This window comes from Niastella sp. OAS944 (genome assembly GCA_024809215.1).
GTDB lineage: Bacteria > Bacteroidota > Bacteroidia > Chitinophagales > Chitinophagaceae > Niastella.
Map to the genome: position 1 here is coordinate 99549 of JANUBW010000004.1, position 18119 is coordinate 117667.

The 18119-nt window shown below is 44.1% G+C and carries 13 protein-coding genes; 4 read left to right on the plus strand and 9 right to left on the minus strand.

Annotation, left to right across the window (positions count from 1 at the left end):
- Positions 1-62 precede the first annotated feature (62 nt).
- Entirely contained in the window at positions 63-950 is an 888-nt protein-coding gene (locus tag GGD38_RS18890) for a helix-turn-helix transcriptional regulator (protein WP_375301942.1), read from the minus strand.
- On the opposite strand from GGD38_RS18890, the gene GGD38_RS18895 reads away from it, so the two are divergent.
- Positions 949-1794: an HlyD family secretion protein gene (locus GGD38_RS18895; RefSeq protein WP_375301943.1), complete on the plus strand. Its 846-nt coding sequence runs from the start codon at positions 949-951 to the stop codon at positions 1792-1794. The two genes, GGD38_RS18890 and GGD38_RS18895, sit on opposite strands and share 2 nt — an antisense overlap.
- On the plus strand, positions 1787-3265 hold the full coding sequence (locus tag GGD38_RS18900; RefSeq protein WP_375301944.1) for a beta-carotene 15,15'-monooxygenase: 1479 nt from the start codon (positions 1787-1789) through the stop codon (positions 3263-3265). Before GGD38_RS18895 ends, GGD38_RS18900 begins: the two co-directional genes overlap by 8 nt.
- A gap of 18 nt (positions 3266-3283) precedes the next feature.
- Here GGD38_RS18900 and GGD38_RS18905 read toward each other — a convergent pair whose 3' ends face one another.
- The 5 genes from GGD38_RS18905 to GGD38_RS18925 form a co-directional block, all read right to left on the minus strand.
- Positions 3284-3784: a hypothetical protein gene (locus GGD38_RS18905; protein WP_375301945.1), complete on the minus strand. Its 501-nt coding sequence runs from the start codon at positions 3782-3784 to the stop codon at positions 3284-3286.
- A gap of 6 nt (positions 3785-3790) precedes the next feature.
- A complete protein-coding gene (locus tag GGD38_RS18910; RefSeq protein ID WP_375301946.1) occupies positions 3791-4546 on the minus strand; it encodes a succinate dehydrogenase/fumarate reductase iron-sulfur subunit in 756 nt (251 codons plus the stop codon).
- Positions 4547-4550: 4 nt separating this feature from the next.
- Positions 4551-6362 (minus strand): fumarate reductase/succinate dehydrogenase flavoprotein subunit, encoded by a 1812-nt coding sequence (locus GGD38_RS18915; protein ID WP_375301947.1) that lies wholly within the window; start codon positions 6360-6362, stop codon positions 4551-4553.
- A 1-nt stretch (position 6363) separates the two neighbouring features.
- Positions 6364-7176 (minus strand): hypothetical protein, encoded by an 813-nt coding sequence (locus GGD38_RS18920; protein WP_375301948.1) that lies wholly within the window; start codon positions 7174-7176, stop codon positions 6364-6366.
- Positions 7177-7346: 170 nt separating this feature from the next.
- Positions 7347-7865 carry a hypothetical protein gene (locus GGD38_RS18925; protein WP_375301949.1) on the minus strand — a complete coding sequence of 173 codons (519 nt, stop codon included), beginning with the start codon at positions 7863-7865 and terminating at the stop codon, positions 7347-7349.
- Between the two features lie 158 nt (positions 7866-8023).
- Here GGD38_RS18925 and GGD38_RS18930 point away from each other — a divergent pair, with 158 nt between their 5' ends.
- Positions 8024-8977: a leucine-rich repeat domain-containing protein gene (locus GGD38_RS18930; RefSeq protein ID WP_375301950.1), complete on the plus strand. Its 954-nt coding sequence runs from the start codon at positions 8024-8026 to the stop codon at positions 8975-8977.
- Between the two features lie 30 nt (positions 8978-9007).
- Here the strand turns inward: GGD38_RS18930 and GGD38_RS18935 are convergent, their stop codons facing one another.
- From GGD38_RS18935 to GGD38_RS18945, 3 genes are all read right to left on the minus strand, one after another.
- Positions 9008-10342, minus strand: a complete 1335-nt coding sequence (locus GGD38_RS18935) for an OmpA family protein (protein ID WP_375301951.1) — start codon at positions 10340-10342, stop codon at positions 9008-9010.
- Between the two features lie 20 nt (positions 10343-10362).
- Positions 10363-13227 (minus strand): MBG domain-containing protein, encoded by a 2865-nt coding sequence (locus GGD38_RS18940; RefSeq protein ID WP_375301952.1) that lies wholly within the window; start codon positions 13225-13227, stop codon positions 10363-10365.
- A 166-nt stretch (positions 13228-13393) separates the two neighbouring features.
- Positions 13394-15148 (minus strand): helix-turn-helix transcriptional regulator, encoded by a 1755-nt coding sequence (locus GGD38_RS18945; protein WP_375301953.1) that lies wholly within the window; start codon positions 15146-15148, stop codon positions 13394-13396.
- A 166-nt stretch (positions 15149-15314) separates the two neighbouring features.
- On the opposite strand from GGD38_RS18945, the gene GGD38_RS18950 reads away from it, so the two are divergent.
- Positions 15315-18107: a bifunctional aconitate hydratase 2/2-methylisocitrate dehydratase gene (locus GGD38_RS18950; protein WP_375301954.1), complete on the plus strand. Its 2793-nt coding sequence runs from the start codon at positions 15315-15317 to the stop codon at positions 18105-18107.
- The last annotated feature ends 12 nt before the right edge of the window (positions 18108-18119 follow it).

The window sequence follows — 18119 nt, forward strand, 5'->3', positions numbered from 1 at the left end:
TAGGCTGGCTGGACTAATTACCACCAGAGCTGGGCATTTTGTAATCTGAAATAGACAAGCCTTTAGCTTCGCCGGAAATCGGAAGGACGTGCATGGGTGAATTCATGAAAGGCATCGCTGAATGAGCTAATGGTAACATAGCCAACATCAAAAGCTATTTCCCCAATAGGCTTTTGTGTTTTTAGTAACATTTCAATAGCCTTTACCATACGTATGGTTTTAACATACTGCAAAAAGGTCATTTGCATGTTCGATTGGAACAGGCGCGACAGTGTGCGTTCGCTGATATTGAAACGGCTGCTAACATCATTTATAGTAAGCCGTTCGCTCATATTCTTTTCCAGGTATTTAACAATGCGTTGCATTTGTTCATTATCGGTTATAGGCAGTACTATTGGCAACGACTTATTATCAAACTGGGGTAGAATGTTCTTTAATGCTATCAGGAATTCAAAATTATCATCCTTGCGCGTTACATGCCGGCCATCCCATCGTTCAGTATAATTGATCATCTGTATCAACAGATCACTGGCGGGGTAAATGCCCAGCTTACCGTAATAAGGATCGGCCCCATCGTCATGCGCATAATAATAAAGCGAACGCAATACCGTGGCCGAATAACCAATACGCAGAATATGATATATACCCGCAGGGATCCAAAAGTAATGTTTTGCCGGCACTACATAGGTGCGGTGTTCTATGGTTATATACGCTATACCACCCTCTACATAACTCAACTGTCCTTTGCTATGTTTATGCAACGGGATCAGCTTTTCCGATTTTTCATGCATAACAAACACGCTGTCCTTTTGCTTTTCAATTTCCGGCAAACTGGCAATTAATCCCATAGCGTAAAGGTAATCTGAATTGGCCGGAATGATGAAAATGTTGGCATATTTAGGGAAATGAAACACCCGCCTTACTGATAATTTTGCACGCGATCTCAGCATGAAAAAGAAATATACCCTTACCGACAGGCTCATAACCCAAATCACCGGTTGGATGGCCGGAATAATAATAGTGGCGCTTGCCATTTGGGGCATTTTTACTCTTTGGGGTTATTTTACTTACATCCAAACAAATAACGCTCAAATCGATGAACATGTAAACCCTATAATCTCAAAAGCCGGCGGATTAATTGTTGCCGTTAAGTTTGAGGAAAACCAGCTTGTTGCTAAAGGCGATACATTGCTGATCATCGATAACCGCGAGTACATTTTGCAACAGCAACAAACGGAAGCTGCTATTCAGAAAACCAGGGCGCAATTACAGTTGTTGGAAAGTAATAGCCATGCACTAAAGGCGGAAAAAGAGATCGTGCAGGCCGAACTAAATCGCCTGGCCGCTTTGCTGCACTCACATAAACTCGACATTAGTTATACAGTGATCACTGCGCCCTATAATGGCAGAATGGGCCGCCAGGCAGTTGAAACCGGACAATTGATAAATGCCGGCGAAACACTGGCATACATTGTAAATAATGAAACCGACAAATGGGTGGTGGCCAATTTCAAAGAAACCCAGATATCATATTTACATATTGGCGATTCGGCAAAACTAATTGCAGATGCTTATCCCGAACAGACGTTCAGCGGAAAGATCATTTCATTTTCACCAGCCACTGGTTCCCGTTTTTCACTACTGCCACCCGATAACGCTACCGGCAACTATGTAAAGATCGTTCAACGCATTCCCGTGCGGATACGTATAGACGGTAACAAAAAAGACCTTGAGCTATTAAAAGCCGGCATGAATGTGAACGTGTATATTCCGAAAAAGCAGCGGCATGAATAGCGTAATTCCTGTGTTTAGGAAATGGGTGCCCGAATGGTTGATAAAAGTGAGCCTGTTTTTAGTGTTGCTGCCCAGTATAGCGCTGTTCATTTTACCGCTTACCAATCTAAATGCAGCAGCAGGCTATTATGGTTGCGAACCGGCAGATATACAATTTACCGTTGTGTTATGGTATGCCGGGTATGCCGGCTTTTACAGTCTCGAACACCGCTTCTTTGCATACCTGGCCACCAAGCAATATTTTTTATTGTTCACAACACTGCAAATGGTGGGTAGTTTCATATGTTACCTCACCCATGATTTATACATTTTGCTGCCAGTGCGTTTTATACAAGGACTGTTGTTTTGCAGCACGGCCAGTCTTTCCCTCTCGCTGATGTTCACCCGCCTGCGCAGTGAGCGGGCCAGGGAGATCAGCTTCTCGGTTTTCTTTGGGCTAATATTGTGTGCTGTTCCCTTTAATAGCTTCGCAACTGCCGGCGTTATAGACTCCGGCAATTACAATATAGTTTATAAAGTAGCTTTATTCGCTTTTGCCCCTTGCCTGGTATTGCTGTTGCTCATCATGAACAATGTGCGGCTTAAAGCCCGTTTCCCTTTGCATAAACTCGACTGGCAAAGCTTTTCTTTATATACCCTTGCACTTTGCCTAGGAGGTTATATAATGGTGTACGCACAGAGGTATCTTTGGTTTGAAGACCGGCGCATACAATTCAGTGCAGCAGGCATTGCTGTTTGCACCACCATCTTTTTGTTCAGACAGAAAAGTATGAAGCGGCCTTATATCAATCTGCACATATTCAGATCGCGGAATTTCATTGTAGGGCTTTTTGTATTATTCGTCATGTACATTTGCCGGTTTGCCGCAGGCGTTACCACAAACTACTTTTCCAGCGTTCTAAGAATTGATCCTGCGCATATATCTTACATCAACCTGTTCAACCTGGCAGGTTTGGTAACCGGCGTGATCATCGCCTGTTGTATGATCCTGCAAAAAATGCGCATCCGATCTATTTGGGTGCCGGGGTTTATATTACTGCTCATATTTCATTCCACCATGTTCTTTCAGTTCAGCACCCAGGCCAATGAACACAATTATTATCTCCCGCTTTTTATCCATGGGCTTGGTGTGGGTATGATCATGGTGCCAACAATTGTTTTCACAATATCATCCGTACATATTTCTATGGGCTCTTCGGCGGCGGGCGTTTGCCTGGCCATCAGGTACCTGGGGTTTTGTGCAAGCATTGGGATCATGGCAGCCAGGGGCATGGCGTCGTGGCCGGCAGTGCCGGCATCGAATAAATTAATGGTAGCCAGTATTAACCGGCAGGCACAGTTGCAATTTGCGATGGATTACTATGAACTGATCTCCTGGCTATGCATAGGCATGTTATTACTGATCATTCTTTTCCCATATTTGAATAGAACAGTGGTGTATTTGAGGGCGAAGGGACTGGCGCCGGTGTAGCAAACCTGAAAAGCTTTTTTACTCCAACGGAGGTTCAACATATTCTTCATTGGCGGGTTTTAATTCATGGCCCATGATCAGGCGCGCACAGGTATTCCATCTCAGAATGGCATCATCATTTCCGGGCGGGCGAACAGCCTCCGCTTTCTCAAAAAATTCCATGGCTTCAGTTAGCCATTCAAACACAGCAAAATGCCCACCTCCCATCCCCTGGTTGAAAATTGACAATCCCTTCCTTTCACAGATGATGCCTGCGTAGTAATTTTTTTCGTACTCATTTTGCAGCTGTGACAACAATTTACGCGCACGGCCCACATCCCCTGATGAAAAAGGATCGCTGAATTGATCTGTAATTGTCAATATCAGCATCACAATTGCCCTGGCATTTTGGTTATCCACTTCCAGGATGTCGAGACAGATACTTTCAGCCAGGCCGGGTTCACCCAGCAGCCTGTATCGTTCTGCCTTTTCAAGCGCTGCCGGGATACTCTCTTTGGCAATACGTTTAATTTGAAACATGATGTACTATTTAATGATTTTCTTTGATCGAAAAAGGAAGCGGAATAACATTTTCAAAGGATCGTAAAATCTGTCTGCCACCCTTTCCTTTAACGGAATGATAGCATTGTCGGTAATAGTTATTTCTTCAGGACAAACGGTGGTGCAGCACTTGGTGATATTACAATAACCGATGCCATTCGCTTTTTTTACATCTTCCAAACGGTCTTCGGTATCGAGCGGATGCATTTCCAGCGCAGCAACATGTACTAAAAAGCGCGGACCGATAAATGCATCATGAAGCTGATGCTCACGCAGCACATGGCACACATCCTGGCACAGGAAACATTCTATGCATTTGCGAAATTCCTGCACCCGGTCAATATCCTGTTGAAAAATTCTCCAGGTACCGTCTGCTGCATCGGCAGCGCGGGGTGTAAATTTTTTTATCTTTTTCTTTACCCTGAAATTCCATGACACATCTGTAACCAGGTCTTTTATCAACGGGAAGGCCTTCATGGGAAGCAATAAAACCGGCTTATTGAGCGGAAGTTCATTAAGCCTGGTCATACACATAAGTTTAGGAATGCCATTGATCTCTGCCGAACAGGAACCACATTTGCCGGCTTTGCAATTCCAGCGAACTGCCAGGTCATTGGCATGTTCTGCCTGTATCTGATGCACGGCATCAAGCACCACCATGCCTTCGGCAATTTCGGTAGAATAGGTCACCAGTTTTCCACCCGAAGCATCACCACGCCATATTTGAAAATCGGCTTTCATTACTTCACTTCATATCTTCAATGATCTGTTTAAGATCTGGTGGCATATCCCGCACAGGCACACGCTTCACCACCATCTGTCCATCGTCTCCTTTCACAATGATAAGATTACAGTTACCGGCCCGCGCATCTTTTTCAGGATGATCTTCCCTGAAATGAGCGCCCCGGCTTTCTTTTCGCTCTATGGCCGCCCTTGTAATTGCTTCGGAAACAGTTAATAAATGTTGCAGGTCAAGGGCGGTATGCCATCCGTTATTATACTCCCTGTTTCCAATCACCCGTACTTTAGAGAAGCGATCATACAGTTTTTCCAATTCCTGCATCGCCTTTAAAAGCTCCTGCTCATGGCGAACAATGCCAACCAGGTTCTGCATTACTTCCTGCAGGTCGAATTGAACCTGAAAAGGGTTTTCCCCTTCAGTACGGTCAAATGGTTCCAATGCGTTTTTTGCGATCATTTCCACCTGCCGGTCATCAATATTACCCTGCGTGTTTTCTTTGGCAAACCTGGCTGCATATTCACCGGCACGTTTGCCAAACACAAGCAGATCTGAAAGCGAGTTACCACCAAGCCGGTTGGCGCCATGTAAACCAGCAGCAGCTTCCCCTGCAGCAAAAAGCCCCGGCACAGTTGACATTTGGGTTTCAGCATGTACCCTGATGCCGCCCATCATATAATGCGTAGTAGGGCCCACTTCCATTGCTTCTTTGGTAATATCGATATCTGCCAGCTTTTTAAACTGGTTGTACATGCTGGGCAGTTTTTTCTTTATGTGATCGGCAGCATTGGCCATTTTTGTTTTGATCCAGGAGATGTCCAGGTATACACCATTGTGCGGGCTGCCTCTGCCTTCCCTGATCTCACGAACTATACAACGTGCCACATGATCACGGGTGAGCAATTCCGGCGGGCGTTTTGCCTGTTTATCGCCTTGTGTGTATCGCCAGCCTTCTTCTTCATTGTCGGCCGTTTGTTGACGGTATAGTTCAGGAATTTCATTAAACATAAACCGTTTATGTTCGCTGTTGAGCAATATGCCTCCTTCTCCCCGAACGCCTTCAGTTACCAGAATGCCGCGAACACTGGGTGGCCACACCATACCGGTTGGGTGAAATTGCACAAACTCCATATCCATAAGCTCGGCACCGGCATTGTACGCCAGAGAATGACCATCGCCCGTATACTCCCAACTGTTACTGGTAATTTTATAAGCCCTGCCAATGCCACCTGTGGCTATTACTATTGCTTTGGCGCGAAATAATTTAAATTGTCCTTTTTCACGTTCGTAGCCAAAAGCCCCGGCCACGCGTTCACCATCTTTTAAAATAGTTATAATGGTGCATTCCATATGTACTTCAATGTCCTGGTAAATGCAGTGGTCCTGTAGTGTACGGATCATTTCCAACCCCGTACGATCGCCAACATGCGCCAGGCGTGGATATTTATGACCGCCAAAATTCCGCTGTAAAATGCGGCCATCCTTTGTCCGGTCAAACAGCGCTCCCCACGCTTCCAGCTCCCGCACCCGGTCTGGCGCTTCTTTGGCATGCAGTTCGGCCATGCGCCAATCGTTCAGATATTGTCCACCCCGCATCGTATCGGCAAAATGTACCCGCCAGTTATCGCGCTCATCGACGTTAGATAATGCAGCAGCAATGCCCCCTTCAGCCATTACCGTGTGCGCCTTGCCAAGTAGTGATTTGCAGATCAACCCAACAGTAACACCGTTGGCAGCAGCTTCAATGGCAGCGCGAAGCCCTGCGCCACCTGCGCCAATTACAAGCACATCGTAGTTGTATGTATCGAAAGTTGACATGTTATAAAATTCTCCAGTCATGCCACACACCCATGGAGCACAAACGGATATAGATATCTGAAAACATAACCCAGAATAAGCTCATCCATGCCCACAACATATGTTTTCTGTTGAAACAGCTTACACACCGGTATGTTCTGGCACGAAGCGGTGCGCCGGAAATGCGGTTCAGGTACCCACCAACCAGGTGCCGCAACGAATGGCAGCCGAATGTATAGCCCGTAAGAAACACCACATTGATGGCCAGCACTATGGTGCCTACGCCAATGCCAAACGATCTTTCACCTGTATTAGTCCCTCCCGGCGGAATAAACCACAACGCCTTCCACACATCGTATAAAAGAAAAAGCAAAAAGAATAAGGCTATGTATAAAAAGTAACGGTGTATATTTTGTACGATCAATGGAAATGAATTTTCACCCCAATACTTCTTGCGGGGCTCTGTAACGGTGCAGGCAGGTGGATCGGCCCAGAATGACTTATAATAGGCGCCGCGGTAATAGTAACAGGTTAACCGGAATAATCCCGGCGCCCATAATATCAGCAGAGCCGGCGACCAGGGGAATTGCCGCGGCCACCAACCTGGTTTGTTTCCAAACCAGCTATGGGATGAATCGCCAAATAATTCCGGGGAATAAAGCGGCGAAAGGTAGGGACCAAATGTATAATGCCTTCCCTGGAACGCAGCCCAGGTTACGTAAATGAGGAATATGGAAAGACAAACAAAAATGACCAGTGGCCGTACCCACCATGCATCCTTCCTGTTGGTATAACCAAAGCCGCGTCGGTTATCAGTTAAGTGTATTTCAGCCATAAAACAGCTTATGTTATTAAGGATAAAATCTTAACCTGATAGTTGTCAATGAGTATGGGGAGGATAAAATCTGTTATCTAAGTTAGTTAAAAAAAAGAAGGGTTAGCTAAAGCTTCCCTTCGAAAAACTATGATCGCCATCATGAAAATGCCAGAAAGAAGAACAAACCTTTAAATCACTTCATATCTTTTGATCTTCTCCTCACTTACCAGCATAGCCCCAAATGATTGCGGCAAATATTCTTTTACAGCATTGGCAAATGTTCCGGTAAAGATATCATCGGTGTTTTTTATATTCAGAAAGTTGGGGCCGGAAATGTACATAATATCTTCTTTGTAAGATATATTGGTATAGTGTTTTTCATCGCCTTCGCTAAACCAGGCAAACCTGTGACTCATACTTGTTTCACTTATATCGAAATATAGCAGATTGAAGAAGCCGGAAATAATATCCTTAAACAGGTACCTGTCATAAACATTCCATGAAACAGTACAAATGGTTCCCAAATTGCCTGAATAAATATCAACGATATTATCCTTGCCTTTTCGTAAAACTATTGCCTCAAATGGTTGCTCGCTATTGAAAACTATGCTCTTATTTATGTTCATAACCTGAAAGGTATGCTGTATAGCAGCCAGTAGTTTTTCTTCATTTATTTTCGAAGCAATGCCAATAAAAGATACGCCCATTTATATTTTCATTTATACGTTAACCCGCCACTAACGCTAGAGGATCGAGTTTATTGCAACCCAGCCTCATTGGTAGATTGATATCCGACTAATACTACTTTTTATTAAAGCAACATTTAAATTAAGCATAACTTGCCTAATCTAACTCATAATACCTTATGCCCACCCAACTACTCAATTTTAAAGACCAAAGCCTGACCGAATTCCCAGTCAGTATCCGAGAGAACAGCCAGATCACCAATTTGAATCTTGACAATAATAAAATCTCCTCCATTCCCGAATGGGTGTCTGAATTAACGAACCTGAAGGTTTTATACCTAAACAGTAACCAGATTGATAATATAGAGGCATTAACAATATTATCCAACCTGGAGGTGCTTCACCTGAATCAAAACCGGTTACATTCCATCCCTGACAATATTGGAACTTTAACCAATTTAAAAAGTCTGTTTGTTAACGACAATTACATAACCAGCTTACCAGACACGATTTGTAATTTATCCCAATTACGCAAATTGACAGCCGCCCAAAACGGGATTACAGATATCCCTTCAGGCATTGGGCAATTAAAGCAACTTGGAGTGTTAAATCTTTTTGATAATAAGATAACAACTATCCCCGAAAGCATAGGCGAGTTAAGCAGTTTAGACTATCTGCAACTAGGTAAAAATAAGATCAGCCAATTGCCGGAAAGCATTGGGAACTTACATTCGATAACTTCATTTGAAATTTTCTCAAATAAATTGAAGGACCTCCCACCCCAACTCAGTCAGTTGAAAGAACTGAAAAATTTCAATATTGGCGATAATAACATTACACGAATTGAAAATATTCCTGCCAATGTTCGACGATTGAGTATTTACGCCAATCCGGTTGATCATATCGATCCTTCCATCATAAACAACTTCAAAGAATCGCAAAAAGACCCATACGATTACTTATTTATTGATAGCGAACAGGCAGCTGCGCTGAAACTTGAGAAGGACCAATTCGGTCTCCAACTCAAAATAACAAACCTCAATGCTCAAAAAATCTTTTGGCAAGATGAGAAAGACATGCCACCGGAATTAATTAAAAAATGGGAACTCAAAAGGATTATAAAGGACTTTTAGCCCAATGTTCTACTCTAAAATCAAATGCTATTATTTCAATATTATAGTCACCCTCCTATTTACCTGCCGGTTATTCGCTGAACTGTTTGGCACAATGGGGTCGCTTAAGCCGGCAGAACGCAGATGCATTCGTTCAGCAGCAATGCCTTTGCTTTGCAGGTAAGCAGCTACCGCTTTTGCACGCTCCTCGCCCACTTTTATATTTTCGTTTTCACTGCCTATGTTACAGGTATGTCCAACAATTTCAAGATGCGTAGCAGAATATTTATTAAGAATGACAACCATGCTGTCAAGGTGTGGGTACGCCGTTTCGGGGATAGTTGTTTGCCCAAGAACGCCAAACGTAACAGGTTGTTTAAATACCGATGAATCTGCTTCCCTCATTGCCTGGTTAACGGGCGGTGGCGCCTGAACTATTTCCTCCTGTACAACTTGTTTTGATTGTTCCTGCGGCGTTGCCGGTTGTGCAGTTACCTGTTGCGCTACTTCCTTCACGGGTTCCGCACTGGGTTGTTGAACAGGTTTTCTTTTTTTGTGCTCAAGGCCCAGCTTAACCTGCAAACCACAGGCAAACAATTTTGCATCACCGGTATTGCCAACACTAAATACGCCACCCGCAGGTGGATTAACAGAACCGGCCGAATTATACCCGATAAGTGAATTATAGCTGTCAGCCTTTTTCATATCGGTTAAACCCATATCAATATACACACCTGTATAAAGATGCATACGCTCGCCCAATTTAAAACTTATGCCGGTACTACCGCTAAGTGTGGCAGTAGGTTTTAACTCAATACTTCGGCTGCTTTGCCAATTATTTATGGCAGCAAAACCATGCTGAGGTACATTAAACACTTCTACATTATAATCGGGATAATACCCTGATAAATTCAATTGCTGTGCTGTAGCTTTTATTTTTTCGTTGAATGGGAGTATGAACTTTGTGCCTGCGTTCAAATACCACTGGGTATTATTGCCAACCGTATGATAGTGCAGCATTACAGGAATGGCCGCTGCCAAAAAACATTGTTTCTCCGAGTAGCCAGCTGTGCTTATGTTATATTGAAATGCAGAGCCGGTATTATCAACCTGCCAGGAGGAAAAAGCGGCGTCGTTATGCAAAGTAGTTTTTGTATTGTAATAGCCACCGCCAATACCTGTTAGCAATCCAAAGTGTGCCGAAAGCGGAAAAATATACTGCACGCCTACACCGCCACCTGCCTGTGGTTTACTCTGGCTGCCGCCCGGGTTGTCAAATCTTAATCCCAGCATACCGCCATTCACTTCTATCCCAAATTCCTGCGACTGGCCATTAAATGAACACATCAGCAAACAAAATCCTATGATGGCTATTTTACTTGTCATTATTTTCCTATTATAACTGTTTAATTTACCAATGCATTTACAGTTGCCTTTTGCCCGTTGCTTAGTATAAGTGTAATGATGTATACACCTGCAGACGCCGGCAGCGATACCTGAGTTGAGGGATGCACGCTTGTAAGCTGTTGCAGTATTACACCTGTATTATCGGTTATCAGCAAACGCGCACCCTGCAACGTTGCTTCACTATAATTGCAGGTAACAGTTGTTGTAGCGCCGCGGGTAGCCGGGTTGGGAAATATTTTTAATCCTCCTGCCACAGTGCTACTGCCCGTGCAGGTTACAGGACAGGTTTGTAACTGAGCGCCATTCTTAGCAGTAGCAAGCACATAATATAAACCATTTAAGGGCGCCGTTTCACTATACCAGGCGGTGGTGGCGCCAGCTACCGGTGCACCATTTTTATACCATTGCCATTGTACATACTCTCCTGATCTATTATCAAACAAAAGCAGATCGTTAAAATGTTGTCTTACGGCAGATACCAGTTGGTAATTAAGATTACTGGTAACCGGTGTTGCCGGTAAATGGTTGGCATCACCCGGTTGTTCCGCTGTTACAACCGTTGCGCCTGATTGCAAAAGCGATAATACATTTCCACTTACTGTAGCAATACCGGTATTGGCTACTGTATAGTTTAAAGATAAACCGCTATTAGCTGTAGCCGTTAGCGGCAGTGTTAACTGTCCATTGCAGCCTACAGTAAGGTCCTGAAGCCAGGTTATTACTTGCGGCGCTTTGGTAATGGCAAGACTATTTCCGGTAAAGGTTATAGTATAGTTATTACCTGCGTACAGCGTATTTCTATTGATGACATATGCGCCTACGTTCTCGCCGGCTACCCGGCTCAGGTTGCCAGTGATAATATTGCTATTATCGCCATTGGCAAAACCAGTGGCCATATAAGTAAGCACTGGATCGGCGGAGCCAAATACTTTTGTTTGCGCATTGGCACTAATGGCAAGTGCAGCAGGAGTAATGGTAAGATCATTGCCGGTGTAGGTGATTGTATAGTTATTACCGGCGTTTAGCGTATTCTGATTAATGGCATAAACGCCTACGTTTTCGCCAGCTACCCTGTTCAGGCTTCCGGCGATAATATTATTATTGTCGCCATTGACAAAACCAGTGGCCGTATAAGCAAGCGCCGGATCGGCTGCTCCATATACTTTTGTGTGCGTATTGGCACTAATGGCTAGTGTAGCAGGAGTAATGGTAAGATCGCTACTGCCATAAGTGATCGTATAACCGGCCGGGGCAGTCAAAGAACCCAGTCCGATAGCATATGTGCCACTATTTTCACCGGTAGCACGTGTAAGGTGTCCTGTTATACTACTCGCATTTTCACCGTAGGCAAAACCGCTTACCTGCCACGTAAGCAGGGGATCAGCAGAACCATACACCTTTGTTTGGGCATCGGCAATGATGGTTAAATTGGCAGTGGGGCTAAACTTTGCAATAAAAATATCATTGTCACCCGCCGATACCAGATCTCCTGTGCCAGTTCCGGGATCAAAATCACCGGTTTCCTGAAAGTCACCGGTTATATATACATTGCCTGTTGCATCAACCGAAATAGATTGGCCATGATCATTACCTGACCCACTCACATTTCTTGCCCACACCAGGTTGCCTGACGTGTTTAGTTTGGAAATAAAAATATCATAATCCCCCCCTGAAACAAGATTTAGCGTGCCCGCGTCGGGGTCAAAATCAGCCGTTCCCTCAAAAGTACCGGTTATATATACATTGCCTGAAGCATCTACAGTTAAAGAATTACCATCTTCATGACCGGCGCCGCCCATACGCTTTGCCCATACAAAATTACCGGCGGCATCCAGTTTTGAAATAAAAATATCAGTATTCCCACTTGAAACAAGGTTATAAGTGCCTATGCCAGGATCAAAATCAGCCGTTCCCTGAAAAAAGCCGGTGGTATATACATTACCTGAAGCATCCACTGCCACGGAGTAACCAGCGTCATAGGCGCCGCCGCCCATACGCTTTGCCCACACATAATTTCCTGCGGCATCAAATTTGGAAATGAAAATATCCCTGTCATCGACCGAAGACAGATTTTGTGTTCCCGGGCCGGGATCAAAATCAACCGTATATTGAAAATAGCCGGTGGTATACACATTGCCTGATGCATCCACTGTTATGGAGAAACTCATATCACCACCTGTATTGCCCATGCATTTTGCCCATTCAAAATTACCTGCGGCATCCAGTTTGCAAACAAAAATATCTCCTCCACCTGCCCCAGTAAGGTTATATACTCCCGGGCCGGGGTCAAAATCAACCGTTCCATTCATAATACCTGTGGTAAATACATTTCCCGAGGCATCTACCGCCATGGACAGCGCTTGTATACCACTACTACTCTTAAGGATTTTTGCCCACACCAGATTACCCGATGCATCCAGTTTAATAATAAACGTATCAAAAAAGCCGGTTGACGTAAAATTCAAAGTACCCGGGCCGGGGTCAAGATCAGCCGTTCCCCAGAACATACCGGTAATATATACATTGCCTGATGCATCCACCGCTATCGCTTTACTATAATCGCCGCTGATGCCGCCAATACTTTTTGCCCACACAAGTCGCCCCACGGCATCTAATTTTGAAATATAAACATCATTGGCGCCTGCTGAGACAAGGTTTTGTACTCCGGCCCCGGGATCGAAGTCAACGGTTCCAGTGAAATTACCAGTTGAATATACATTGCCTGAAGCATCGACGGTCACGGATTGACCAACATCGGCACCACCGCTGCCCATACGTTTTGCCCAGTTGTAAAAAGGTTGCGCATTAGAAACATAACCGGCTATCAATAAGAAAGCCAGAACGGATAATTTTATTCGTTTCACGATTTGTGGTTTAGAGCGTGCATTAAAAGTATAAGCGGGGTTACAGACAGGCAAAAAAAGGGGCGGACAAAAAGCGGACAACCCGTCCCGTATTGCTTTTAACGGGAACAGACAGAATACTTTACAATGAACAACAAATCATCTTATAGAAGGAATGACACTGGGATCAATTGTTAAGATTACGTATATAAGCTTCCAGCACTTCATCGGTCTGTAGGTTCAGGCGTTGTTTCAGTCGGCGTTTCCCCCGGGTAACACTATCCTTACTTATGCCCAGGGTATTGGCAATTTGCTGATTGCTGAGGTCAAGATAAATTAAAGTAGCTAACCTTTCTTCTGCAGGCGTTGGTTGCGCAACCAGTTTTTTAAAGGCGGGAAAGAAATCAGGATAAGCCCTATAAAATTCCATGCGGAACTTTTCCCATTCGCCATCTGTTAGCAGGGTGTATTGCAACAGGCTTTCAACAGCTGTATTTTTTTCCGTTACAGCATTCTCAGTTTGAATGGCCAACTCTTCTGTTAGCTTATCTATCAGATTATTTTTATCAATGATCTGTTGGGTAAATAAAGCGATCTGTTCTTTTGCTCTTTTAGACTCCATTTCAGCTACCTGACGCTTTCGTTCCAAAATAGCGGTTTTATACTTCTGCCGCCACAATTTTCTGTTGTATAAAAGCAGGGCAATTATAGCAAACAATATAATGCCGCCCACTATAAAGTACATGATCAGGCGTTGTTGTCTGTTGGCAGCCCGGGCCGACTGCAACCCTGTTTGCATTTCTTCAAAAGTTATTTTGGCCTTTGTTGCACGAAGGTTGCTGCGGCTTGTAAATGCATTGAGGCTGTCGGAATGTCTATGAAACAAAGTGGAGTAAAAAAACGCACTATCAATTCGGCCAAGCCCGCTATAAGCAGCAGCAATGCCTTCGGCTGCTTTGGTGGCATACTCCATATTGTTTACCTCTTTTGAATTTGCCCAGGCATATGTTATTTTCCAGCAACCCAGGGCTAAGGCAAACTGATGTTGGGCAAAATAAAGATTGGCAAGAGCATTATTGGCAAGGGCCACATTGAATGCATCCACTACCTCACCACTTTTTAAAGCATACTCCTTGAGCATAGGCAGCGCCAGATCGTATTTTTTTTGCAGCGGCAGGTTTTCGCCGATATTGCCTTTTGCAATGATGAGCCATTTTTCTTTAAACCCATCAACAGCGCCGCCTGCATCAGGTTTCAGAATATCTGCAAGCTTGTTATAATAGTACAATGAGCTGTCGTATAAACCCAGCTTTTTATAACTGGCCCCTATGAGGTCCAATGTAAATACGTCATTAGTTTTTACCGACAATGCTTTTTGTCCATATTCCAAACTTAACCTGTACTCTCTTGTTACATATAAGGCTTTGCACATATCGAACCACCGGGTGTTGATATTAGGAAAATGTTCAGCGCCTAACCGCTGCTGTAACTCCAACGCTTTAATACTGTAAAAAAGATAGTCTTCCACCCAGGCAATACGTGTACTATGTTCAGCATAGGCCGAATACACTTCGCTTAGCAATTGATCATCATTTTCCTGGTTCGCTAATTGAACTGCTTTTTTTATAAGAGGAATGCCGGCTTCGCCTCCAGGATCAGCATCCATACATACAGCCCACCATGGTTCTTCAAGCAACATAAGGCGCACCTGTAACCGGGTATTGGCATGCTTATCAACATATGCATGCATTTCCTCTATCAACTTTTTCCGAACGGCATCGGGTTGCTGATAGAAGTATTGAACCGATTCAAGATATTTCCGGGTTTGTGAAGTATCAGCCAATTCCCAGGCTTTTATCAGGTACGCTACGTCGGCATCCTGGGCTTTCACGCCTGCACATATAAAAGACAATAATGCAACAAGAAATAGAAATGGCTTCATGGGGCGGTGAAATTATTGTAAAAACCGCCAGCTGGCCAATTTTGCCTGCGAAACCATCAACATTTTTGTGTAGAATCTGTTGTTAAAGTGAATCTTATTTAGAATCGCTGTGTAATATAATGCACATTAATTACCTTTGCAAACTAGCATCAAAAAAGAAAATCATATGAGCCGTTATAATGAGTACCTTAAGGAAATTGAAGAAAGAAAAGGTCAGGACCTTCACCCGAAGCCGATCGACGGTGCCGAATTGCTAAGTGAGATCATTGCGCAAATAAAAGACCCCCAAAATGCGCACCGGAAAGATTCGCTCAATTTCTTTATTTATAATGTGTTGCCCGGCACTACGAGTGCCGCAGGTGTAAAAGCCAAGTTTTTAAAAGAGATCATTCTTGGCACTTCCAAGGTTGAAGAAATTACACCCGCTTTTGCTTTTGAGCTATTATCACACATGAAGGGCGGCCCTTCAATTGAAGTATTGCTGGACCTGGCCCTGGGCAATGATGCCGCAATAGCCAAAGAAGCCGCAAAAGTGTTAAAAACACAGGTATTCCTCTATGATGCCGATACAGACCGCCTGAAAGAGGCTTTCAAAAACGATAATAAAATAGCCAGAGAGATACTTGAAAGCTACGCCAAGGCTGAGTTTTTCACAAAACTGCCCGAGGTTCCTGAAGAAATTAAGATAGTAACCTTTATAGCTGGCGAGGGTGATATTTCAACCGATTTGCTGTCACCGGGTAACCAGGCCCACTCCCGTTCAGACCGTGAATTGCACGGAAAATGCATGATCACGCCAAAAGCACAAGCTGAGATCAAGGCGCTTCAGGCACAACATCCTGACAAAAGCGTTATGTTGATCGCCGAAAAAGGCACCATGGGCGTGGGCTCATCAAGAATGTCGGGCGTAAACAATGTGGCACTTTGGACAGGTAAACAAGCAAGCCCTTATGTTCCATTTGTTAATATTGCCCCCATTGTAGGTGGTACAAACGGAATTTCTCCCATCTTCCTTACCACCGTTGACGTTACCGGCGGTATTGGAATTGACCTCAAAAACTGGGTGAAAAAGGTTGACGCGGATGGCAAAATTGTTCGCGATGAAAATAATGAACCTATTCTTGAGGAAGTTTATTCTGTTGCTACCGGCACTGTTCTTACCATCAATACCAAGACAAAGAAATTATATAATGGCGACCGGGAACTGATTGACATTTCCAAGGCGCTTACCCCCCAGAAGAAGGAATTTATCAGGGCTGGCGGTTCATACGCTATCGTATTTGGTAAAAAGATCCAAACGATCGCAGCGAAACTCTTAGGCATTGAACCTACTCCTGTATTTGCTCCTTCAAAAGAAATTTCTCATGAGGGTCAGGGTTTAACAGCAGTAGAAAAGATCTTTAACAGAAATGCTGTTGGCACTACGCCCGGTAAAGTATTACACGCCGGTTCAGATGTTCGTGTTGAAGTGAACATCGTAGGTTCTCAGGATACCACCGGTCTTATGACCGCTCAGGAACTGGAATCTATGGCAGCCACTGTGATCTCGCCAATTGTTGACGGTGCTTACCAATCAGGTTGTCACACTGCTTCGGTATGGGATAAAAAAGCGCAGGCAAATATTCCAAAACTCATGAAGTTCATGAATGATTTTGGTTTGATCACTGCCCGTGACCCCAAAGGCGAATATCATTCCATGACGGATGTAATTCACAAAGTACTCAACGATATTACAGTAGATGAGTGGGCGATCATCATTGGTGGTGATTCTCATACAAGAATGTCGAAAGGTGTTGCATTTGGAGCCGACTCAGGTACCGTTGCGCTGGCGCTGGCTACCGGTGAAGCATCAATGCCAATTCCGGAATCTGTGAAAGTAACCTTCAAAGGCGAAATGAAAGATCACATGGATTTCCGTGATGTTGTACACGCTACCCAGGCGCAAATGCTGCAGAAATTTGGCGGCGAGAACGTATTCCAGGGTAGAATTATTGAAGTGCACATTGGAACACTTCCTGCTGACCAGGCGTTTACCTTTACAGACTGGACTGCAGAAATGAAAGCAAAAGCTTCTATCTGTATTTCTGAAGACGACACGCTGATCAAATCACTGGAAATTGCAAAAGGCAGGATCCAGATCATGATCGACAAGGGCATGGATAACAGCAGACAGGTTCTTCAGGGTTTGATCAATAGAGCCGACAAAAGGATCGCAGAAATTAAATCAGGTGAAAAACCTGCTTTAACACCAGATGCAAATGCGAAGTATTATGCTGAAGTGGTAGTTGATCTGGATGCGATCGCAGAACCAATGATCGCAGACCCCGATGTTAATAATGCAGACGTTTCTAAACGCTATACCCACGATACCATTCGTGCAATCTCTTACTATAAGGGCGAGAAAAAAGTGGACCTCGGTTTCGTAGGATCCTGCATGGTGCACAAAGGCGACTTGAAAATTGTTTCTCAAATGCTCAAGAACCTCGAGAAACAACAAGGTAAAGTTGAGTTTCGTGCACCGCTTGTAGTAGCAGCGCCAACTTACAATATCATCGATGAACTCAAGGCTGAAGGCGATTGGGAAATATTGCAGAAGTATTCTGGTTTTGAATTCAATGATGATGCACCGAAAGGCGCGGCACGTACCGAATACGAAAACATGATGTACCTCGAGCGTCCAGGTTGTAACCTTTGTATGGGTAACCAGGAAAAAGCAGCTAAAGGCGATACGGTAATGGCAACTTCTACCCGTCTTTTCCAGGGAAGAGTTGTTGAAGATTCAGAACGCAAAAAAGGAGAATCGCTTCTTGCGTCAACACCAGTAGTTGTTCTTTCTGCAATCCTCGGAAGAATTCCTAACATGAATGAATATAAAGAGGCAGTAGTGGGTATCGATTTAACCAAGTTCGCACCTCCTCTTAAGAACTTAACTTCAAGCAAAGACAGTCTTACTTACTAAGACTTAAAATTG

Bases quoted from the DNA above. Each gene is read 5' to 3' on its own strand.
- GGD38_RS18895 (WP_375301943.1), top strand. From the start codon at position 949: ATGAAAAAGAAATATACCCTTACCGACAGGCTCATAACCCAAATCACC.
- GGD38_RS18935 (WP_375301951.1), bottom strand. From the start codon at position 10,342: ATGACAAGTAAAATAGCCATCATAGGATTTTGTTTGCTGATGTGTTCA.
- GGD38_RS18920 (WP_375301948.1), bottom strand. From the start codon at position 7,176: ATGGCTGAAATACACTTAACTGATAACCGACGCGGCTTTGGTTATACC.
- GGD38_RS18905 (WP_375301945.1), bottom strand. From the start codon at position 3,784: ATGTTTCAAATTAAACGTATTGCCAAAGAGAGTATCCCGGCAGCGCTT.
- GGD38_RS18945 (WP_375301953.1), bottom strand. From the start codon at position 15,148: ATGAAGCCATTTCTATTTCTTGTTGCATTATTGTCTTTTATATGTGCA.
- GGD38_RS18950 (WP_375301954.1), top strand. From the start codon at position 15,315: ATGAGCCGTTATAATGAGTACCTTAAGGAAATTGAAGAAAGAAAAGGT.
- GGD38_RS18925 (WP_375301949.1), bottom strand. From the start codon at position 7,865: ATGGGCGTATCTTTTATTGGCATTGCTTCGAAAATAAATGAAGAAAAA.
- GGD38_RS18910 (WP_375301946.1), bottom strand. From the start codon at position 4,546: ATGAAAGCCGATTTTCAAATATGGCGTGGTGATGCTTCGGGTGGAAAA.
- GGD38_RS18930 (WP_375301950.1), top strand. From the start codon at position 8,024: ATGCCCACCCAACTACTCAATTTTAAAGACCAAAGCCTGACCGAATTC.
- GGD38_RS18915 (WP_375301947.1), bottom strand. From the start codon at position 6,362: ATGTCAACTTTCGATACATACAACTACGATGTGCTTGTAATTGGCGCA.
- GGD38_RS18900 (WP_375301944.1), top strand. From the start codon at position 1,787: ATGAATAGCGTAATTCCTGTGTTTAGGAAATGGGTGCCCGAATGGTTG.
- GGD38_RS18890 (WP_375301942.1), bottom strand. From the start codon at position 950: ATGCTGAGATCGCGTGCAAAATTATCAGTAAGGCGGGTGTTTCATTTC.